Source organism: Nocardiopsis sp. MG754419, from assembly GCF_018207095.1.
Lineage (GTDB): Bacteria > Actinomycetota > Actinomycetes > Streptosporangiales > Streptosporangiaceae > Nocardiopsis.
In genome coordinates, this window is sequence record NZ_QOCZ01000093.1 from 1 (window position 1) to 22,369 (window position 22,369).

Here is a 22,369-nt window from a genome sequence, read left to right on the forward strand (position 1 = left end):
GACCGTCACCGCCGACCACGACGAGGCAGCATGTTCCCCCTCCATCCCCATGATCCGCCCACCGCGGGCGCCTACCGGCTCCTGGCCCGACTGGACGAGAACGCCCCCTCCATCGTCTATCTGGGGTCGGCCGCCGGACGGCCGCCCGCCCGTGTGAGCGTCCTGCGGTCGGGATACGCCACCGACCCGCACGGCCGAGAGACCTTCACCCGGCGGGTGGAGGCCGCCCTCAGGGTCGGAGGTTCCCCGAACGTGGCCCCGGTCGTCGACTCCGACCTGGGATCCCCGGTCCCGTGGGCGGCCACGGAGCGGCCCCTGGGTCCCAGCCTGATCGGGCTCGTCCGCGCACACGGACCCCTGCCCATCACCGCCCTGCCCACCCTCGCCCTGGGTACCGCACAGGGGTTGGCGGCCCTGCACGAGGCCGGTCACCCCCACGGCGCGCTCACCCCCGAACACGTGCTCATCACCGAGGCGGGTGCCCTCCTCGCGGATCCGGGCCTGGCGTGGCACGCGGCTCCCGGACCGTTCGATCCCCCCGAGGGGCCCGGCACCACGTCCGGCGACGTGTACTCGTGGGCGGCCCTGCTCCGCTTCGCCGCGAGCGGCACCCAGGGCCCCGAAGGCGGGGACACGCTCCCCTTCCAGCTCCGCCCGGTGGTCGACGCCTGTCTGCGCGAGGACCCCGACCTGCGCCCGAGCGCCGCCGACCTCGTGGACATGTTCGGTGGGCACGGTTCCGCCGCCCCCTGGCCCGCGGAGACGGCCGAGGCCGTCGCGCACACCGCCGCCCACATGCGCGACGCCCTCACGGAGGCCTCCCCCGCGCGGCGTCGACGCGGCGCCCTCCTCGGCCTGACCGCGGCGGCGCTGACCGTCACCCTGATCGTCGCGGCGGGGGCGGTGTGGGGCGTGCAACGCCTCTCCGGCACGGACGAGACGGCCGCGGGCCCGGACGGACTGATCACCGACGCGGGCTGCGCGGACGGCCACGCGTTCCCCGAACCGTCCGGCCCTCCGGGAGCACTGGACGCCCTGCGGGTGGCCTTCTCCCCCGACGGCCACGCCCTGGCCGTCAGCGACCGCGAGCACGGGCTCACCCTGTGGGACTGGCGTGAGGGTGAGGAGATCGCCCGCCCCATGGAGGGATCGATCGGTGGCGGTCCCCTGGAGTTCGCCCCCGTGGGCTGCATGGTCGCCCAGGGGGCGACGCGCAACGACACCGGGCAGGAGTTCGACTATCAGTTGGCCTCGACGTACGACCTGCCCTCGGGCGAGGCACGGGACCACTCCGGCGTCCAACCCGAACCCGGCCCGGACGGGTCCCGGGAACACCTCTCCCTGTGGGACCTCGCGTTCAACACCGACGGGTCGAGGTTGGCCGTCTCGAACCGGACCGAACAGGGCTCCGACCTGGACTCCGTGTCGATCATCGACATGACGACCGGCGAGGTCGAGACCACCCTCGACGCCGGCAGCGTCTACGCCCTGGCCTTCCTCGACGACCGCCGACTCGCCGGTGCCTCGGCGGGAACGATCTCCCTCTGGGACGTGGAGTCGGGTGCGCAGGTCGACACCCTCCGGAACGTCACCGCGCCGCGACTCGCGACCGTCCCGGGAAAGAACCAGATCGTCTTCGTCCGCAACGACCAGGTGCACTGGTTCGACCTGGACGAGGAGACGTCCCTCGCCTCCCTATCGCTGGAGGAGTTCTCCGCCGACAACGAGGACCGGGAACGGTACTCCCTCACCGAGATGGCCTTCGACCCCGATCGCGGCCTCCTGCACCTGTCCTGGAGCGAGCGCGTCCAGGACGCCGACCCGGACGATCCGGACAGCGAGCCCGAGCACGAGTCCTACGGACAGCTGTGGGACTTCGCTACCGGCGAGAACCTGCTCGCCGACGACGCGACGCTCACGGCGCGCTCGGTCGCCCACCATCCCGAGGTGATCGCCGCGGTCGACCATGAGGGGAGCGTCGCCCTGATCGACCCGGAGACCCTGGAGGTCACCTCCACCCTCGGGTGATGGTCGGTGGTGACCCCTCACACGGCCTCTCCGACGTGTTCGGGACCCGGGGCCTATGGGGTTCGGGACCGCCGCCGTGAGGTCATCGGAACCCCAGGATCGTGACCCCGTCACGATCCTCCCTGGGCCGCTCGATCAACACGACCGCGCCGGGGACCGCGAGAAACCCTTCCCGCACGGCGGAGTCGGACCACGCACCGGCATCCGCCACGGGTCTGGGCAGCGCTACCGTGTGGGCCTCCTCCGCGCCCCAAGGAGCCACGGTCAGCACGCTGTCGCCACCCTCGGCGCCGCGGCCCGCGGGTTCGAGCTTGACCAGCGCCTCCTCCAACGGGAGGAGGAACCGCAGCACGGCCGGCGTCCGCACGGCCTCCTCTCCCGTGGCCGCCACGACGCCTCCGTCGAGATCACGGAGCTCGTACCCGAAGACCCGCTCGGTCTCGGACCGTGTCGAGACCAGGTAACCGTCGTCCGAGGTCGCGGCCAGAAAGCGCCCGTCGCCCACCTCGGTCCCCTCACCCACGACCTCACCGGAGACCGGATCGACGACCAGGGTCTCCGCGTACCGTGATCCCCCTTGGGGCTCCGACTCCGAAGTCCCGTCGTGGACGGCCAGCAGCGTGCCGGCGCGGCGCACGCCGCCGTCGGCCACCAAGGCCTCGTTCTCATCACCCGTCATCGACCACAGCGTGGAGCCGTCATCGGGGTCCAGGGCGGTCATCTGCGCCTGGCCGGACCCGCACTCGGCTCGCACGACCACCGCCTCGGGGAACACCACCGGCCGGTCCGCCCGCGCCACCTTGGAGTCACCGCAGGCGAACAGATCTCCCGTGCCCCAGAGCTCCGAACCGTCCGCGTCGGAGCGCATCGACGCGCTCAGCTGCGGTTCGGTGCCCAGTCCGAACAGGCCCGCGTCGGTCGCCGACTCCACGTCGAAGACACCGAGCTCCTCGACGTCCCCCGGGAGATCCTCCTCGTGCTCGCCGATGACCTCTCCGGTCGTCCCGTCGAGTACCAGACGCCGACCCGGAAAACCGGTCTCCTCCTCGGAGTCCTCCACGGTCTCGTCACCATCGGCCTCGGACCGCGGCTCGTCCGGGAAGAGCACGTGCACCCTCTGCCCGGAGGCCGACACGTCCGACCACACGCGGGTCTCCTCCACGCGGAGACTCCACCGTTCCTCGCCGGAGACCCCGTCCAAGGCGACGACACCATCGGGCAGGCGCACCAGCACACCGTCGGGGAGCGGGGACAACGAGGAGTCACCCTCGGCCTCTTCGTCCGACCACTCCCATGCCTGATCCGAGATGGTCCCTGGGACCTCGCCGCCGGACCACTCCGCCTCCAGGGTGGAGTGCAGCACCCGGGGATCCTCGCCCCACGCCGTACACGCGCCGACCGCCACCACCACGGCCGTGGCGGCGCCGGCCCGAAGCCACCACGCACGGGACAGGGGCACGCTCACTCTCCCCCCTCGGGCCGATCGCTGGTGTCGACCTCGGTCTCGCTCTGGTCGTCGGTCCTGGTCGTGTGGTAGGCGTCACCGTACGCGTCGAGGAGCTCCAGTCCCCGCCCCCCGTCCACCTTGGCCAGGAGGTCGTTGATCTCGTCCTGGACGGTTCTCCTGACGTCGTCGTCGTAGTTCTGGACCACGAACCCGTCGTTGCCGTAGCCCAGGTGCTCATAGGAATCGAGCTCATCGGGATCGAGAATGTCGTTCTGGATGTAGTAGTCGATGATGGTGCCGCCCATGGAAATCTCGTTCGCCGCGATGGAGAAATCGCTCTGAGCATTGAGACCGGGCACCGGACCGAGCTCCAACTCCACGGCCCCGGTGGAGGCGTCGGTGATCGCCGTCTTCGCACCGGAGAGCATTTCGCTGATCACGAGGTCGGTCACCGGGTTGCTCGTGGAGATCAGATCCGCCGGCTTGAACACCAGATCGATGAAGAGCTCCCGACCGGCGACCTTCCTCTCGTAAGCCTCTTCCAGGGCCGCGTCGTTCGATTCCATACGGCTCTGGGCCTCGTTGAGCAACGCGTCGTTGATCAACTTGTCGAGTCGGCTGGTGTTCTCACCCGCCTCACCCGGTGAGAACCCGTTCTCCAGCATCTCCGGGACGAGCCCCTGCGCGTGCATCTCCGAGATGGCGACCATCGTGCTCGCGGCGTCGGGGCCACCGGCGACGTACTCCAGGAAGCGCAACCGCTCATCCTCACCGATGAGCATCCTGCCGGTCGAGTCGCTGAATCGCACTCCGTCCTGTTCGTTGTTGAGGCTGAACTCCTCGACGTAGGCACCGAAGACGTTGACGAGACCGTTGGCCATCTCGTTGTTCACCTGGGTGAAGGACAGTCCGTCCTGACCGAAGTGGTCGCTGTACATGCCACCGGTGAGGTCGGTCATCCTGTCGTAGCGTTCCTCGTCGGTCAGGAAAGAGATCAGGTCCTTGGCGACCTCGTCGACCTGCTGCGTGTCCTCACCCGCGGCCTCCCGCGCTTCCAGGATCCAGTCCGTGTAACCGCTCGCGGCCGCTCCATCATCGGGCCACTCCTGGGTGAAGATGGCCTCCAACACCTCGTGCCGCTCATCGTCCCCATGGATGTCGGCACCGAGCCGGGGGTGCTCGTACCAGTCTCCGGGGCCGGAGATCATGTCCGCGTTCGCGTCGTTGTTCCTCGTCGCGACCTCCAGGGCGGCCTCCATGCTCTCGAGGTTCTCGGGAGAGTGGAGTGCGTAGGGGTCGTTGAGTTCGTTGCCGATCGTCAGCCCCAGGGTCAGGGAGAGCCCGCGCCCACCCTCGATCCCCTCCGGAACGTGGCCGAAGAGGTTACCGAGTGCCTTCCAGTCGTGGTCCTGCATACCGAAGTCCGGGTCGCCCTCGACCACACGACGGACGCTCGGAGGCAGGTCGTAGTACCCTCCGGGGACCGAAGAGTCGCCGTGGGTGAGGCGCTGGTCGCTGAGGACCATGATTCCCGTGCCGAGAGCCCCCAGCAAAGCGGCGGAGTCCTCCTCGCCCAAGAGATCGGGGGCGAGCCGCGCCACATGGGCGACCTCGACGGTCTCCTCGAGCTTGTCGTAGAAGTCCTTGAGGAACTGCATGTCCCTGGGGTCCATCTCGGAACCGTCGACCTCGCGGGCCTCCTGCGCCCGCCATCCGACGCTCGAGAGGATCGTCATCAGCTCATCGAAACGGGCATCCGGTTCCTTGTCGCCGTTGAGGTACTCGAGAACCTCGTTCGCCATCTCCTCCGGCTCGATGTCCTCGGGTATGTCGCCCAGGGAGCCCCCGAGATTGAAGTAGGACCAGTTGACGTAGCCCCCGTTCTTCAACCGTTCGATGGCCTCGGGTGTGGGGGCGCCACCACGGAGGTCCTCGCTGATCTGCTCGATCCCCTCGGTGGCCGTCGTATGGGCGGTCCGCTCGTCACCCTCGAGCTCGTCGATCAGGGCCTGCAGATTCGCGGTCGCCTTCTCCGACTTCGACGTCCACAGAGGAAGGTTGGGGAAATCGATGACAGACGTGGACCCGATGTCCTCACCGACCACGGGGGCCTCTTCGTTCCATCTCTCGATGAGACGTGAACGTTCGTCCCGGTAGGTCTGGAGGGTCGTCGCCAACTCCTCTGTGAGCGCCGCACAGAAGTTGACCGACGCCGCGGCCTGTTGCCACTGGACCTGGTCGTCGGTGGCCATGGTGCCGATGCTCCACATGATGACGTCGGAGAACTCCATGGCGGCGGCGTCATGCGCCCCCTCCAGGTCATGGGACCTGCCGAGGATTCGCGCCTCCATGGTCGTGAGGTCTTCGGCAAATGTGTTGAGAAGGGACGGGCTCCCCTCGATGAGCGCCTTGAACTCGGGCCTGTAGCCCTTGTACGCGACCAACCCCGGAAGAGCGGCGTCTCCACCACGTTCGCCTGGCATGGACTCTCCTCGTCTGCTCTCAGTTGCCGAAGTTGACTTCGGGGATGTCGGGCCAGGCCCCTCGGTAGACGTCCTCGGCCTCGTAGTCGGCCAAAGCGATCTCCTTGGCTCCGCTCTGGATGTCGTCCGCCAGGTTCAACCCGTTGTTCTTGATGATCTCCAGCTCGGGCTTGACCTCGGAACGGAACGCCGAATAACCACTGGAGGCGTCACCCGCCGCGGCCATGATCCTGTCGATCAACTGCTCGAAGTCATCGTCGAGCCCGACCATGGCCTGGGCCATGGACTCCGCGACGACACCCTTCTCATGTCCCTGCCAAGGATTGGCTTCGAGCTCGTCCACGAGACAACACCTCACTCTCACTTTCGACCGGCGGCCACGGACACTCCGTGGAGCGGTCGTACGTACGCACACGCGTGCCCCCGAACACCGGTCGACCCGTGGGGAGAGCCGTGTCTCCCACCTCGTACATGCGACCCTCGCAACACGCGAAAGGTTCGACGGAGATCCGCACACGACGCCACCCGACCGCGGTCGGCCGTACGGGTGGGATCCGAGGAGCCGGAGCCCGGAACGACGGAGGCATCGGTGCGGGACGCCCAGGGCCGCCCGGGGGCGGGATGGCCCGGGCGGGGCCTCCGGCGTTCACATCATCACCATGACGGGCGTCGAACACGGAACAAGAATAAATGCGAAAAATTCTCGGATTCGAATCCCGAACACATCGTCAATGGTTCGATCATATCGATGAACGCCGACCCCGCAACGAATGACCGATCGATGCATGGTCGGGAAATATGCGCCTGGGAACGGCCTCAGAAGGCACCGGTGCGCTCTCCGACGAATTGGAAGAGTCCCATACCCCAGGCGAAGATCGGCAGCATCGCGATGACGACGGCGATCTCCGCCCAGTTGAGCAACCGACGCAAAGAGGCCCTCGGCACGTCGGCCAGGCGGATGCAGCTGAGGATCCCCACCACCATGCCCACCAGGAGCACGGCCGGTGGAAGCCAGGGAGTGAGAATCGGATACTGACCGATTGTGGCCACACCGGCCGCACCCACACCCAGGACCCCGGCGATCCTCAGGGGCAGCACGTGCCGGATCCGGTCGAAGAGCCGCGAACGCATCAACAGCAGGGCCGACATCAGCGCACAGAGCAGCAGGTCCGGCAGCCCGTCCGCGTAGTAGGCCAGCAGCAGCATGACCGCACCCGAGCTCACCCCCGCACCCGTGATGATTCCCAGCAGCAGCCGGTCACTGTTGTCGAAGGTGTCCTCGAAGCGATCGGTGGAGACCTGACCCGAGCGGCCGACCTCGTAGTCCAGGCCGGACAACCCGCCCATCACCATCGCGCTCCTGGGCAGCACACCCACGCACAGGACCAGTGCCAGAGCCATGGAACGAACCCCCTGGACCGGTTCGACGAAGAGCCCGACCGTGACCAGAACACCCGTGGCCAGGGACAGGACGCCGAGGCCGGCGATATAGGCCAGGCCCGTTCTGTGCAGGGCCCAGCCGACGATCGCGACCAGAAGCGCCCCCGACAGGGCGAAGGCGCCCATGACGAGAGGGTCCGCCCCTGTGATCAACCGCCCGGCCGACAACGCGGTCACGGCGCCCCAGACGCAGGCCGCCGAGAACAACACGTGGGACACGGCGGGCAGTGGCCTCCGGGCGGCGTACACCATCACGGCCAGGGAGTACATCGTTCCGAGCGCGGCGACCGCCAAGTGGCCGGCGAACGGGCGCAGCCACATCATCAGAACGAGCATGAGCAGGGGTGCCACGGCCGAGACGATCACACCGAAGGAGAGCGTGGTCGTGAAGTTCCAGATCCACGCCTTCTCGTCGACCTCGTCCTCCACCGCACCACGCACGTCGTCCACGTTCTGGCGGCGCTCGGGCGTGCTACGCCGACTCAGTGTCAGGACGTCGCCGTCGTAGACCCCGGCACCCTCGAGGGGCTCATCGGCGTGGAGGGGGGCACCATCGATCGTGCTGAGTGTCCAGGAGCCCGGATCCGTACCGTCCTCCTCCGCGACACAGACATCGATGATGCGGGGCATCAGTGTCGCGACGGGAACCGTTCCCGGCAGGGCCAGGTCGGCCCATTTTCGAGGGCCGGTGACCGTGACTCGGCAGTATCCGCTCACACCAAGGATTCCTTTGTTCTCTGATCGGGGGAGGCCGCACTCGCACGGGGCCGACGACGAATGGGACCGTTCACGATGAACGCGACATTATCCTGAGCGTAGCCGGCCAGAGACCATTGCCCCCATCGGTGGACGGAAGAGAGAAAACTGTGGCGACCAGATCGGTCCCGCGGCCCACGCGCACCGCTCCCACACCCCCAGGCGACAAGCCCCTGGTCATGGCGACGCCGCCGCAGATACCGGAGAACGCACCCGCGGGGAGCTCCGGGGCGATGATCATCATGCCCATCATCACCGGGTCGGGTTCGCTCCTGATGTCGATCACCATGGGCCACCGACCGCTCATGGCGGTCGCCGGCGTCATGATCATGATCGCGAGCGTCATCGTGGGCATCATCATGTTCGTCTCGCAGTACAACGGGCCGCGCAAGCGCATCCGTGAGCAGCGGGAACGCTACCTCGACTACCTCGATCAGCTGAGGGAGATCATTCGAGAGGTCGTCTCGACCCAACGGGCCGACAACGCGTTCCGTCATCCCGCACCGGAGCATCTCGTTGATCCCGCCCGCTCACGGACACGCAGGTGGGAGCGGAGAGCGAGCGACCCGGACTTCCTCGAACTGCGTGCGGGCACCGGTATGCGTCCTCTGGCCCGCCGCCTACAACTCAAGGTCGACACGTCGAACCCCCTGGTGGTCTACGACCCCGTCTGTCAGGGCGCCGCCGAACAACTGATCGACCTGTACGCGCAAGTGCCGGAGATGCCGCTCGTCCTCCCCTTGAGGGACCATGGCGTCATCTCGATCGTGGGGGATCGAGAGGCCGGGCGTGGGCTCGCCCGATCACTCGTAGCGCAGATGGCGACCTTCCACGCCCCGCACGACCTACGCGTGGGGGTGGTCCGCGACAACAGACTCCGGGCGCAATGGGAGTGGTTGAAGTGGCTTCCGCACAACACCTTCGATGAGGCCAAGGACGGACCGTTCGCGGCCCGCTTCGTCAGTGGCAACACGATGCAGATGGCCGAACTGTTGGCCGAGGAGATCGAATCCCGCACCGTCGACCTGCAACGACGACGTCAGACGGCCCCAGGGCCGGGCACGAGGCGTCTGGTCATCGTGGTGGACGGCGAACATCAGTCGACGCTCTCCGGTCTCCAGGCCGAACCTCCCGTCACCTCCCTGGCGGACCTGGGGATCCACGTGATCGCCCTGGTGAGTGAACGCCGAGAGGAGCCGGAAGGGGTCGACCTGAGGCTGAGGATCGACGCGGACGGTGCTCTGACCGAGGAGACCGAGCTCTCCGGGGAGCCGAAGGAAGGCGAGCGCAGCCCGTTGGAGGGCGTCGCCGACCGCTCCAGCGTCGGCGGTCTGACCACGCTGGCCAGGATTCTCGCACCGTTCGGCATCATGGCCGCCGACAGCGACGACGCGATGCACTCGACCGTCGGTCTGCCGGAGATCCTCGGGGTGCCGGACGTGGCCTACCTGGACACTCGCACGACATGGCGGCCGCGAAGCACGGGTGACTACCTCAGGGTGCCCATCGGTGTGGGGCCCCAGGGCAACGTCGTACTACTGGACCTGAAGGAATCCGCCTTCGGCGGTATGGGACCGCACGGACTCGTCGTGGGCGCCACCGGCTCGGGCAAGTCCGAGATGCTCAGGACGATGGTGGCGTCGCTGGTGATCAACCACGACCCGGAACATCTCGCACTGCTTCTCGTGGACTTCAAGGGCGGTGCGACCTTCGCCGACACCGACCGTCTCCCGCACAGCGCGGGGCTCATCACCAACCTGGCCGACGATGATTCGCTGGTCCTGAGGTTTCGTGAAGCCACCTTCGGAGAGCTGACGCGTCGACAACAGGCGCTCAAGGACGCCGGCAACCTGCCCAACCTCCACGCGTACGAGGCGGCCCGGGAGAACGATCCGGCGCTGAAGCCGATGCCTCACCTGTTGATCATCATCGACGAGTTCTCTGAGCTGCTCACGGCCCACCCGGACTTCGCCGAACTGTTCGTGGCCATCGGTCGTATCGGACGCTCGATCGGGGTGCACCTGCTGCTGGCGACCCAGCGGCTGGAACCCGGAAAGATCAAGGGCCTGGAGTCCCACCTTTCCTACCGTGTGGGGCTTCGCACCTTCTCCGAGGCGGAGAGTCGCGAGGCGATCGGGGTGGGCGACGCGTACCACCTGCCCCCGGAGCCCGGATCGGGCTACCTCAAGGTGGACACCTCGGTGTTCGAGCGTTTCAAGGCCGCCATGGTCTCGCAGCCCTACGTTCCTCCGAATCCGGAGGAGGAGGAGAGCGAGAAGGAGGTGCCGATCCTGCCTCTGCTGTCCTACAACGGCCTGGACCGGGCGATGGGTACGGGAACCTCACTCTTGGCGTCGCTGACGGAGTCGTTGCGTGCGGGGAACAAGGGGTCCGGAGCCGACGAGCAGGAGGAATCCCGAACCACCCTCCAGGTCACCATCGACCGCATCGTCGACTCGGGGGCCGATCGCGTCCGTCCGGTCTGGTTGCCTCCACTGCCCGAGATCCTCACCTTCGACACCGTGCTCGAACGTATGGGCGAGGGGATGACCCCGGGAGCAGAAGGCGTCGAACCGGACCCCTCCGAGGTTCGCGCGATCCTCGGTCTGACCGACATTCCGCGGGAACAGAAGGTGGTGCCCACCGAACTGGACTTCACCGGAGGCGAGAGCAACATCGTCCTCCTGGGCGGCCCCCAGGCGGGTAAGTCGACGCTGTTCCGTACCCTGATCGCGGGTATGGCCTGGCGCTATCCGCCCGGACGCGTGGCTCTGTACGCGATCGACTACGGCGGTGGTGCGCTCCAGGCGATGGAGGGGCTTCCCCACGTGGCCGGTGTGGCCGGCCGGACCGATCCCGAGCGGGTACAGCGCGTACTGGTCGACGTCAGAACCCAACTGGACCGACGTCAACAGCTCTTCCGTAAGCACCGGCTCGACTCTCCGGCGGCGCTGCGCAAGGCCAGGGCCGAGGGCAAGGTACCCCGAAGCACCATCGGTGACATCTTCCTCCTGATCGACGGTTGGGCCGCGGTCCGCGAGGACTTCGAGGAAGCCGACGAGCTCCTGATGGACATCGCCACGCGCGGTCCGTCCCTCGGCATTCACAGCATCCTCTCCGGAGCATCGAACACCCAGATCCGATCTCGGCTCCAGGCTCTCTTCGGCGGGCGACTCGAGCTGCGGTTGAGCGACCCGATGGACTCCGGCCTCGGCCGTAGGGTCGCCGATACCCTGCCCAAGGACCGACCGGGTCGAGGTCTGCGTGCCGACGAACGCCAGTTCCAGGTGGCGCTGCCCCGTGTGGACGGCATCACTCGTACCGAGGACATCACCGACGGAATCCAGGACCTCATCAAACGGGTCAAGGACCGCTGGCCACAGAAAGCGGTCCAGGGCGTCAAGACCCTTCCGGAGAAGGTGGACCTGGAGCGTCTGCTCAAGGGCCACAAGATGACCGGCCGCCGCAACGAACTGGTCCTCGGGCTGGCCGAGAGCACGCTGAGTCCCACACTCACCAACCTGGCCAAGGATCCGCACCTGGTCGCCTTCGGCGATCCCAAGAGCGGAAAGAGCACCTTCCTCCGAGGGATGGTCAAGCAGATCACCCAGCGTTCCTCGGAGGAGATCGGGGTGGTGATGGTCGACTTCCGCCGCAGCCACCTGGAATTGGTCCCGCAGGAACACCTGCTCTCCTACTGCACCAACGTCGAGCAGACCGCGGCGGTGGCCAAGAGCCTGGCGAAGTCCCTCAAGGAGCGACTGCCCGGGCCCGATATCACCCCGCGACAATTGCGCGAACGGAGTTGGTGGAAGGGGCTGGACCTGTACATCGTGGTCGACGACATGGACATGTTGGGCACTCGGAACAACCCGTTGGCCGCGTTGACCCCGTTCATCTCCCAGGGTTCCGACCTGGGCCTGCACCTGGTCGTCGCCCGACGCACCGGTGGCGCGGGCCGGTCCCTGTTCGAACCGGTGATGCAGGCGCTGAACGAAATGGCCACGCCCGGCGTCCTATTCTCCGGTGACCGCAGGGAGGGCCGGATCTCCAACGGCATCGCCTCGAAGGAACTGCCACCCGGGCGCGCTCAGCTCGCTCTGCGCGGGCGACGACCAGAACTCCTCCAGGCCGGTTGGAGCGATCCACCGGCGTGACATCGAGCCGACAGAAAGGAAACTTCCGAACCGGGTTTCGGTGAGGAACCATCGGTCCGCCGTCGGACGCGACACAGTCCTCACACGACGCCCCGAGCCCTGACGTTCGGTGACCGGAACCGGAAAGCGACACCGCCGATGGCACCCCGGACCGCGATCGGAAGGATGGGGCTCGTTGACCCTTCCAGGCCTGAGTGGCTATCGTCCACCAGGGTCGACAGAAAGGGCGTCGACCCGCACCGCCCTGCCCCCGCCCCATACGTCGATATCTCCGTTTCTCCTGAAGGATGAAAGAGCATGAGCAGCGACCATCTCGATTTTTCGAACGTCAACGCCATGGGCGAGGGCAGCCAGGGAACCCTCGACCAGGCCGACGGCATGACCCAGGACATCAGGAACCTCGTCGGCGACATCGAGGGGATCCCTGACGGACTCCGCGGCCCCGAGGCTCCCTTCAGCGCGGCCGGGAGCAGCCTGGTCGAAGCCTTCGGCGGGCTGGTCACCTGGTGCCAGTCGAACGGCATGAACCTGTCGGACGCCCAGACCGAACTGAACCGGATCACCAGCGAGGCGGAGGAGACCTACGCCGCCGCCGGCGCGGAGATCGACCCCCTCGCTCGTGGTGTGAACGGCTGACCCCTCCCCGTCAGACGAGACAGTTCGGAAAACAGAAAGTAGACGACTATGTCGGACCAGCATTACAGCAGGATCAGCAGCATGGAGAACACCTCCATGGACCTCTCCGACGCACACGGGCGTTTCCAGAATATTATGGATGCGCTTATGAGCACGGCCGACAACACTTTCAAGTCCTGGGAAGGCGCCGGCCGGGAAACGGCCATGTCCACCAACGATGACTTCCAGAACAAATACGAAGAGGTCCAGGCGGCATTCTTGAATCTCGTCGGATCCAACGACGAGGTCATCGAGAAGATGCAGGGTCTGCACTCGAACCTCGAAAACATCTTCCTCCGGTAAACTCACTGACGATGTCCACCGCAGCCCCCTCTTCAACGCCCCCGGCCGACCCTGATCCTCAACTCCCCGAGGCGTTCCACTACACGCCGGACGAGGAGAAGTACGTCCTGCAGGCGGACGCTCTGCGGCATCGGCAGTTGCGCTCGGCCCTGCTGTACGGGTCCAGTCGCTACTGGCGTCGTCGCCAGCGGGTGTGGCCCGCGGTGATCGGGGGACTCATCCTCACCGCTCTGGTCTGTGGGGTCATCGCCCTCATCGGAGCCTTCGACCGGCAGCAGGAGGTCAACGAGCAACGAGGGATCGGCCAGTTCCGAGACCAATCGGCCTCGATCCCGGTTCTCGACGCCCCCCTGCTGCCGGATCACCACTGACCCGTCCTCAACCATCCACCACGAACAGGGGGTCGATCCCTCGTGTCCGACTCCGCACCCGCTCCCTCCTGGGCTCCCGGGTATAACGTCGCCGAGCAGCTGCGCCAAGGGAATCGCGCCAGGATCGTGCGCGCCACGCGCACGACCAGCGGTGCCGACGTCGTACTCAAGGTGCTTTCCTCCCAGGCCGGACGCAACGAGCTCGACCGACTGCGTGAGCTCAGTGGAGTCCCGGGGGTCGTGCCCCTGCTGGACGCGGGTGCCACCACCACAGGCGACATGTTCGTGGTCCTGCCCTATTACCGTGATGGTTCCTTCGCGGACATGCTCGCCCGCATGGGCCCTGCGCCCATCGAGGAGGCCGCCGGGGTCGCCAGGAGCATCTCCGTCGCCCTGGGGTCCCTCCACGCCAGAGGCCTGACGCACAACGATGTCTCGCCGGGCAACATCCTGCGCGCGGGGCGCACCCCGGTACTGAGCGGTTTCGGTTCCGTGCAGCCTGCGGGGCGACCCTTGCCTTCCCCGCCCGCCAACACCGAGGCGTTCCTGCACGCTCCACCCGAAGCACTGCGCGGGCAACCTCTCGGACCCATGTCCGACGTCTACCGGCTCGCCTCCACCGTGTGGACGATGCTGGTGGGTCGTGCTCCCTTCTCTTCGACCGACGGTAGCCCCTTCGACCCGCACACCTACGCGGATCGGGTTTTCAACGAGACTCCGCCACCGGTCTCCCGCCAGGACGTCTCGCGCAAGATCCGCGGCGTCCTGACACGGGCCCTCGCCAAGCAGCCCGAAGAGCGTTACCCGACCACCGCCGAGTTCAGCGCGGCGTTCGAGCAGGCCCGCACCTCGCGACCGGCGACCACGGTCGCCGGGTCCACCGGCGGCAACTTCCCACCGACCGAGCATGCGGGCACCGGCGGGCAGGCGTCCCGGCCTCCCACGGGGCCCCGGCCACCTCTGAGTGGTCCGCAGACCCCTCCCACGCGCACACCCGCACCACCCTCCGGACCCCAGTCCTCCCTGAGCGGCGCACAAAGACCATCCACGGAACCAGGACGACAGCTCGCTCCCTCTCCCTCCGTCTCGGGGGCGGACTCCTGGTTCCCCCCGGAACCGGGGGAGGTCTCCCCTGTCCAGCACACCACCGGGGGCGACTCGCTGTCCCGGTTGGAGAGCACCGGTCGGCTCCGACACCCCGCGCGTGAACTCCCGACCCCTGAGGAACGAGAGAGGCAGGGGGCGGTCCCCCTCGACTCACCGAACACCACAGCGGACATCGCGATGGCCCGACTGCGCGGCCAGGAGATCTCTCCCTTGGTGCTCTGGTCGCGGCTGGAGGGATGGACCGGCGACGCCGAGGATGCCTACCTTCCGGTGGACGAGGTGACCGCGAACCAGAACCCCGAGTCGGAATGGAACCCCTCGGTCTCCGACGACCCCACGCAGCCTCGTTGGCGTGAACACCTGCACATCGCGGTGACGGTCTGCGGCATCCTCCTGGTCACGGTCGTGGCCGGCGCGTTCGCCGCGACGGGCTCGCCCGAGCCGGTGACCGCGGCCGCTGAGGAGCAGACCGAGGTGGAACCGGTCGAGGAGGCTCCCGCGGAACCGGTGGCCCAACCTTCACCGTTGCCCGAGGTGACCCCCGCTTCCCAGGTGAGCCTGGACGACACCCTCAGCGCCGTCACCGTCACCTGGACGGACCACACCGGCGGCACGGGTTCCTACTTCGTGGTCGGCGGTCGACAGGGACATGACCTCCTGACCCTCGCGCGGACGGGGCCGGGGGCGATGACCGCACAGATCCCCACGGACGACACCCAGGCCGAGTACTGCTTCGTCGTGGTCGCCGTCGACGGTGGATCCGCGCCTTCGGACGAGGTCTGCACCACACGGGCCGCCGAACGCGCCGCCGAGGCCGAGCGCCTTGCGGAGGAGGAGGCCGAGGCGGAGGAAGAGGAGGAGGAAGAAGAAGAGGACGAAGAGGATGCGGCTCCTTCACCCTCGCCGTCACCGAACGCCGGGGACTGAGCCCGAGATGCCGTCTCCAGCCCCCGTGCGGATAACGTGAGGACGCAGGAGAACCATCTCGTACCGCCGGTGATCACACGTCCCGTACCGGTTCTTCGACCCCCTCTTCCCGGAAAGGCGACCCGATGCGGCGTATCCTCGCCCTGACCACGGCCGTCTGTCTGCTCGGCGCGACGGCCTGTGACTCCTCCTCGGGATCCTCCGAAGCGGCCCCGGAGACGGTGGAGGACCTCGCCGAGGAGGGGCTGGTCGGGCTGGCGCTCATCCACCGAGGCTTCGAGGGCGCAGATCCGGAGACCGAGCAGGTGCTCGTCTTCCACGACGCGGACACGGGCGCCCCCCTGCAACGGATCGAGCTGCCTGACGGCGCCGTGGATCCGATGGCACCGGAGGTGCCCGTACACGGCCGCTTCTCCGACGACTGGCAGTACTTCGCCTTCACCACGAAGGAGTCCAACGCGGTACATCTGGCGGTCCTCACCGAACCGGAGGACGCGGAGGACGAGGAGATCGAGGGGTTCTCCTACCAGCCGGTCGAGACGATCGCCGCGGGCCAGGGTGAGACCCTGTCGGAGCCGCTGATCCACGGGGAACGTCTGTGGTACGTCGCCGGGAACGGGGAGGGGCAGCCGCCCCAGGTCATGTCGGTGCCGTTGGAGGCCCCGCAGGGGACCCCCAACCAGGAGGGCAGCCTGGCCCTGGGCGAGGGCCAGCGCCCCAGTGACTGGGCGATCACCCCTGACGGTTCCCTGCACATCCGCAACAGTGTGCCGACCCAACAGGTGGCCGGCGGGGAGGGCGACCTCGTGGTGCGAGCGACCAACGGCACCGTCGTCAACGCCACCCTGACCACCGGAGGCCGGCAGTGGCAGACCTTCGACGACGCGACGGTGTGGGGTGGGGACCACGCGTTGTTGCGCACCGACGGCGGTGGCGACGGCGCACCCCAGGGTGTGCTCCTGCTGACGCTGGAGGACCAGGGATACTCGACCACCCCGTTGGCCGAGGACGAGGACGCCCCGGTGGTGCAGTTCGCTCCCTCCGCGGAACGTGACGCGGTCCTGCTCCAGACCGAAGCGGCATGGTTCCGGGTCGACATGGCGGACGGTGAGGTCGCCGAGGCAGAGGAGCTCTTCCCGCGTTTCCACGACGCTTCCATGGACGGATGGCCACTGCTGGTGCGGTGGTCCCAGGAACCACCCGCCGATCCGAGCGCGGAGCCCTCGCAGAGCCCCACTTCCTGACCCCGGGCCTGTCCTGCACGTGCCGGCAGTACCGCACGTGGTCGCGGCGTGCCGTGATCCCCTGTGGTCTCGGACTTTCCGTTCACGTCGCACACGGACGACGCGGCACGATCCACCGTCCGCTCCTCCGCGACCACCACCGCTCCGGGGACCGTGGTGGGAACCGGGGCATCGAGCGGGTTCCAGGACGCGCCCCCGGCCCCGATCCACCACTCCGCGTTCTCGGTCGGGTCGACGTTCGGGTGCGGGGGATCGTCCTCGGTTCCCCAACGAGCCAACCCCACATCGACCGGTCCACGGTCCGGACCCGGTCCCGGGTCGGCCGGCCTCGGACACACCGGGTGCTCCGTCGTGCGCGAAGCCGGCCAGGGACGGCTATAACGTGAAATCCCAGGACCGAATCCCGGAGAGGACTCCGAACATGGCGACGCAGGACCGACGGCGCGGCTCCATAGCCGCCCTCACCTCGCTGATCGAGAGCACCCGTTCCCTGGCGCGGGCCTCCACCGTGTTCGGTGACCCGGTCACCTCCGGTGCGACCACGGTGGTGCCGGTGGCTCGGATCACCTCGATCAACACCATCGGGGGAGGCACCGGCCGGTTCCCCCTGTCGGGCGGGGACGGCGGCGGGGGCGTGGGGCTGGTCCGCGCGCGTCCCTCCGGTTTCCTCGTGGTCACACCCGACGCCGTGTCCTTCCGGGCCATCCGGCAGCCGGCCACCAAGCTGGTCCTGCCCCTGGCCGCGGTCACCGCGCTGGCCGCGGCGCGGATCGTCACCGTCTCCGTACGCGAGTCGCGCCGGCGCAGGCGCGTCGAGGCGGCCCGGGCCGCGGCGGAGCAACAGCACGTCTGAGAAATTCTCCGGCCACGGCCCGTGATGTGACGTGCGCCGTGGCCGATCGCGGTTTCCTCGGATAGCGTTTGCCGGGCTTTCAGCAGCACGGTTGTTCGGGGGGCGCCCGTTGTCCGGGGTCATGGTCGGTTTCGGAGTCATCGCCAGCGTGGTCGCCATCGGCTACATGCTCGGCCGTCTTTCCCTTCTGGGACCCGGAGCCCGGGAACTTCTCAGTCGGCTCGCGTTCTACGTGGCGAGCCCCGCCCTGCTGTTCACGATCCTGGCCCGCACGGACCTGTCCGTCCTGTTGTCGCCGCCGGTGCTGGTGAGCGTCCTCAGCGTCGTGGTCGTGGCCCTGCTCTTCCTCGCCATCGGGGTGCTCCGTCGGTGGGGTGTGGGGCGCACGACCGTGGGCGTGCTGGGCTCCTCCTACGTCAACGCGGGCAACCTCGGCATCCCGATCTCCGCGTACGTCCTCGGCGACGCGTCGCTGGTCGCCCCCATCCTGCTGTTCCAGCTCCTGGTGCTGGCTCCGGTCTCGCTGACCGTCCTGGACCTGAACAACGGGCGTGTGCGCGGGTTCTGGCCGGTGCTGCGCCGCTCCCTGGGCACCCCGGTGCGCAACCCCGTGGTGATCGCCTCGCTGGCGGGCGTCGCCGTGTCCGCCTCCGGCTGGGTGCCGCCCGCGCCGTTGATGGAACCCTTCGACCTCGTCGGCGGGATGGCGGTCCCCTCGATGCTGCTGGCGTTCGGGATCTCGCTGCACGGCAGCGCCCTGCCCGGCCGTACCGGTCCCGACCAGGCCCCGGTGCTGCTGGCGGTGGCGTTGAAGTCGGTGGGCCAGCCCTTGGCCGCCTGGGCCTTGGGCGCTCTGGTCTTCGGCATGGACGGTGCCTCCCTGTTCGCGGTGGTCGTCCTGGCCGCACTGCCCACCGCGCAGAACGTGTTCAACTACGCCACCCACTACCGCACCGGCGAGACCCTGACCCGCGAGGTGGTCCTGCTGACCACCTTCCTCACCGTCCCGGTCCTGCTGGTCGTCACCCTGCTGCTGGGGTGACCCCGGTCCGTGCGAAGCGGCGACGCTCACCGACGGACCCACGCCGATGGACCCGGGACGGACGGTGCCCTGCGCGGCGACGGCGACGAGGTTCTCCGTCCTCCGGCCCTGCGGGGAGGGTCCGCGCCCCGGCGAGGACTACAGCAGGCTGCACCACGGAAGGGTCGTGCGCGCCAGTGACCGGACGGGGTCCGGATTCCTAGCGTTGAGGGCAGATCGACACGACCCTTTCACGGAGCCCCGATGCGACCACATCCCCGCACGTTCACCGCCTGTCTGGCCGCAGGCCTGGCCTTGGCGCCCCTGCTCATCGCGGCACCGGCCGCCCACGCGGCGAGCCCCGAGCAGACCCCCGCGGCACCGCCCTCCCCCGAGGCCGTGCAGGAGTTCGTCGACACCCGCGTCGCCGAACTCCTGGACGAACACGGTGCGCCCGGCGTGGCCCTCACCGTGGTGGCGGACGGCGAGGAGCTGACCTCCGCGGCCCACGGCGTGGCCGACCTGGCCGAGGGCACGCCCCTGGACGCGCGGGAGCACGGTTTTCCCACCGCCTCGGTGGCCAAGTCCTTCACCGCGGTGGCCGTCCTCCAGCTCGCCGAGCAGGGTGACCTGGACCTGCACGAGGACGTCAACACCTACCTGCCCGAGGAGATGCGGCTCCCCGACACCCACCCCGGGGAGCCGGTCACCCTCCACCACCTGCTCACGCACACGGCGGGCTTCGACGAGCGGACCGAGTTCGAGGACCCCGCGGACGTGGAGGGCCGTCGTGACCTGGAGGAGTTCCTGCGGGACGTCACCCCCGAGCGCATCTTCGCGCCCGGCCGGTACCCCGCCTACTCCAACTACGGGAGCGGGTTGGCCGGTTTCGTGGTGCAGGAGGTGAGCGGCGCGCCGTTCGAGGAGTACGTGGAACGGAACGTGTTCGCTCCCCTGGGCATGAACCGCTCGGAGTTCGGTCAGCTGCACGAACTGGAGGACCACCACGTCCTGGCGACCTCGCACGGCGTCGACGGTGCGCCCCTGGCCCAGGACCACCTGCCCCTGGTGCCCGCCGGAGGCGCGGTGACCACCACCGGGGACATGGGCCGGTTCATGCTCGCGCTCCTGAACGGCGGCGCGTTGGACGGTGAGCGCGTGCTCGACGACGCGTCGGTGGAGTCGATGCTCGGCCGACGGTTCGAACACCACCCCGACGCCACCTCCCTGGGTTACGGCACGTACGAGTGGCGCGCGGGAGCGCAGCCGGGTATCGGCCACGGCGGTGACCTGGACGGACTGCACACCGGCTACCTGCTGTTGCCCGAGTCGGACACCGGGGTGTTCGTCGCGGTGAACGGCGACGACACCGACCCCGAGGCCGCCGACAGCCCCCTGCACGATCTGCGCTTCACCGTGCTGAACGCCTTCGCCGACACGTTCGCCCCCGTCGAGCGGCCGTCGGCCGAGGCCGATCCCGGTGCCGACCTGGACGCCTACACCGGCACCTACATCACCACCCGCCGGCCCGCCGAGGGCAAGCTGCGCCTGCTGACCCTGTTCGACAACCTCACCGTCCGCGACGCCGGGGACGGGTCCCTGAGCACGAGCGGCCTCATGGCCTCCGACGAACGCCTGCTCCCGGCCGGGGACCACGTCTTCGTCGGAGAGGACAGCGGTGAGCGCCTGTTCTTCGACGTCGAGAACGGCCGCGCCGACGCCCTGTACCTGGACGCCAACCCCACCAACGCCTACGACCGGACCGCCCCTCTCGCCGGTCCCGCCCTCCACCTGATCGCCGCGACCGCCGCCTTGGCCCTGCTGCTCACCGGTGTCCTGCGGTTCCGTCGGCCGGTCGGAGCGGCCCAGGTGGTCGCGGCGGTCTCCGGGTCCCTGACCTCGATCGCCTGCCTGGTGGGCACCGGCCTGGTCGCCTACGCCCTCATGGACATGGGCCGGATGCGCGCGTGGCTGTTGAGCGACTCCGTCACCCTCACCCTGCCGTTCGCCCTGGCCGTGCCGCTGCTGTCGGTCACCCTGGTCATGGGGGTCCGGGCCTGGCGTGAGGGCTGGTGGGGGCCGGTCCGGCGGGTCCACTACTCACTGATCCCCCTGGCCGCGGCCGTGGTCGTCGCGGTGGCGTTCCACTACCACCTGGTGTGGCCGCTGGGCTGATCACCGCCCGAACGACTCGGCGGAACCCACAAAATGCGCGGGCAAAGGTTGGTCATGCCCCCGTAACGGGAACACTCCCCCGTAGGGTCCGCCCCCACCCCCTTGGGGGACGGGCCCGTCCACGTCGGCGTGGCGCACCACGCGAAGGGGCCGGCGCACCTCGGTGCACCGGCCCCTTCGGTCTGCCGGGGTCGACGTTCGCGACCCGCGGTGGGGCGCCGCGACCACGCGGCACCCCGCAGCGCGGGGGCGTGCGGTTCAGGCGCCGTCGGAGGGTGCCACCAGGCTCCCCGGGGAGCCGCCGGGGCGGGAGCGCACGGAACGCGCCGCCACGGCGCGGGCCCCGAGGGTTCCCGGCCACGGCCGCAAGGAAGCGGAGGCCCCGGGGACCAGGGCCTCCCGTCCTTCTACCCCCAGGCCAGCGCGGTCAGCTCGGGGTCCTCCAGTGCGGTGCCGATGTCGCGCAGGACCTTGGAGCCCAGCTCGCCGTCGACCAATCGGTGGTCGAAGGAGAGCGACAGGGTGGTGACCTTGCGGATCTTCAGCTTCCCCTTGTGGACCCAGGGCATGTCCCGGATCTGCCCGAAGGCGAGGATGGCGGCCTCACCCGGGTTGAGGATCGGGGTTCCGGCGTCCACCCCGAACACACCGACGTTGGTGATGGTGATGGTGCCGCCCGACAGGTCGGCGGGACCGGTCTTGCCCGAACGCGCCGTGTCGGTGAGCCGCTTCAGGGACGCCGCCAGTTCCGGAAGGGTCTGGGCGTCGGCGTCCTTGATGTTGGGCACCACCAGGCCGCGTTCGGTGGCGGCGGCGATCCCCAGGTTCACGTAGTTCTTCACCACGATCTCCTGGTTCTCCTCGTCCCAGGAGGAGTTGACCTCGGGGTGTCGGCGGATCGCCATGAGCAGGGCCTTGGCCACCAGCAGCAGCGGCGACACCTTGACGTCGGCGAAGTCCGGACGCTCGCGCAGGCGGGCGACGGCCTTCATGGTCCGGGTGACGTCCACCTGGAGGAACTCGGTGACGTGCGGGGCGGTGAACGCGCTGTTCACCATGGCGGCGGCGGTGTACTTGCGGACGCCCTTGATGGGCACCCGCCGCTCACGTTCACCGCGGTCCGCCACGACCGCGGTCTCCGGTGCCGTCGTGGTCTCCGTGGCCGGTGCCTGAAGCGCCTCGGCGGCGGCGCGCACGTCCTCGCGGGTGACGACGCCGCCCTCACCCGTGGGTGTCACGGTCGCCAGGTCCAGCCCCAGGTCCTTGGCGAGCTTGCGCACCGGCGGCTTGGCCAGGGGGCGGCCCGAGGGACCGGAGGCGGGCGCCGGGCCGGAGGGCACGGCCACCACGGCCGGAGTGGGTGCGGCCGGGGCGGGTGCCGC

The 22,369-nt window shown here is 68.7% G+C and carries 15 protein-coding genes; 10 read left to right on the plus strand and 5 right to left on the minus strand.

Translation table 11 applies throughout. From position 1 onward, the window contains the following. A partial coding sequence (locus DSY14_RS17735; protein WP_211717699.1) for a hypothetical protein occupies nt 1-2,028 on the plus strand: 2,028 nt, incomplete at its 5' end. A gap of 82 nt (nt 2,029-2,110) precedes the next feature. Here DSY14_RS17735 and DSY14_RS17740 read toward each other — a convergent pair. The 4 genes from DSY14_RS17740 to eccD form a co-directional block, all read right to left on the minus strand. Next, nucleotides 2,111-3,487, minus strand: coding sequence for a hypothetical protein (locus DSY14_RS17740; RefSeq protein ID WP_307851261.1), 1,377 nt, complete (start codon nt 3,485-3,487; stop codon nt 2,111-2,113). Between the two features lie 2 nt (nt 3,488-3,489). Further along, a complete protein-coding gene (locus DSY14_RS17745; RefSeq protein WP_211717700.1) occupies nt 3,490-5,958 on the minus strand; it encodes a hypothetical protein in 2,469 nt (822 codons plus the stop codon). A gap of 19 nt (nt 5,959-5,977) precedes the next feature. After that, on the minus strand, nt 5,978-6,301 hold the full coding sequence (locus DSY14_RS17750; RefSeq protein WP_307851262.1) for a hypothetical protein: 324 nt from the start codon (nt 6,299-6,301) through the stop codon (nt 5,978-5,980). Between the two features lie 473 nt (nt 6,302-6,774). Then, complete coding sequence (gene eccD / locus DSY14_RS17755; RefSeq protein WP_211717701.1) at nt 6,775-8,115, minus strand: type VII secretion integral membrane protein EccD; 1,341 nt, start codon at nt 8,113-8,115, stop codon at nt 6,775-6,777. A 218-nt stretch (nt 8,116-8,333) separates the two neighbouring features. On the opposite strand from eccD, the gene eccCa reads away from it, so the two are divergent. The 9 genes from eccCa (at nt 8,334) to DSY14_RS17800 (ending at nt 20,987) form a co-directional block, all read left to right on the plus strand. Beyond that, a complete protein-coding gene (eccCa, locus tag DSY14_RS17760) occupies nt 8,334-12,311 on the plus strand; it encodes a type VII secretion protein EccCa (RefSeq protein WP_211717712.1) in 3,978 nt (1,325 codons plus the stop codon). Between the two features lie 297 nt (nt 12,312-12,608). Then, a complete protein-coding gene (locus DSY14_RS17765; RefSeq protein WP_211717702.1) occupies nt 12,609-12,947 on the plus strand; it encodes a hypothetical protein in 339 nt (112 codons plus the stop codon). A gap of 81 nt (nt 12,948-13,028) precedes the next feature. Then, nucleotides 13,029-13,289: a WXG100 family type VII secretion target gene (locus DSY14_RS17770; protein WP_211717703.1), complete on the plus strand. Its 261-nt coding sequence runs from the start codon at nt 13,029-13,031 to the stop codon at nt 13,287-13,289. Nucleotides 13,290-13,300: 11 nt separating this feature from the next. Continuing rightward, on the plus strand, nt 13,301-13,660 hold the full coding sequence (locus tag DSY14_RS17775; protein WP_211717704.1) for a hypothetical protein: 360 nt from the start codon (nt 13,301-13,303) through the stop codon (nt 13,658-13,660). Nucleotides 13,661-13,702: 42 nt separating this feature from the next. After that, complete coding sequence (locus DSY14_RS17780) at nt 13,703-15,694, plus strand: serine/threonine-protein kinase (protein ID WP_211717705.1); 1,992 nt, start codon at nt 13,703-13,705, stop codon at nt 15,692-15,694. Nucleotides 15,695-15,819: 125 nt separating this feature from the next. Next, entirely contained in the window at nt 15,820-16,938 is a 1,119-nt protein-coding gene (locus DSY14_RS17785; RefSeq protein WP_211717706.1) for a hypothetical protein, read from the plus strand. A gap of 421 nt (nt 16,939-17,359) precedes the next feature. Next, nucleotides 17,360-17,791, plus strand: a complete 432-nt coding sequence (locus tag DSY14_RS17790; protein WP_211717707.1) for a GerW family sporulation protein — start codon at nt 17,360-17,362, stop codon at nt 17,789-17,791. A 109-nt stretch (nt 17,792-17,900) separates the two neighbouring features. Continuing rightward, nucleotides 17,901-18,833, plus strand: a complete 933-nt coding sequence (locus tag DSY14_RS17795) for an AEC family transporter (protein ID WP_211717708.1) — start codon at nt 17,901-17,903, stop codon at nt 18,831-18,833. 243 nt (nt 18,834-19,076) lie between these two features. Further along, entirely contained in the window at nt 19,077-20,987 is a 1,911-nt protein-coding gene (locus DSY14_RS17800) for a serine hydrolase (RefSeq protein ID WP_211717709.1), read from the plus strand. A gap of 407 nt (nt 20,988-21,394) precedes the next feature. Here the strand turns inward: DSY14_RS17800 and DSY14_RS17805 are convergent. After that, nucleotides 21,395-22,369, minus strand: a 975-nt coding sequence (locus DSY14_RS17805; protein WP_249188063.1) for a dihydrolipoamide acetyltransferase family protein, incomplete at its 5' end; no start/stop codon positions are given.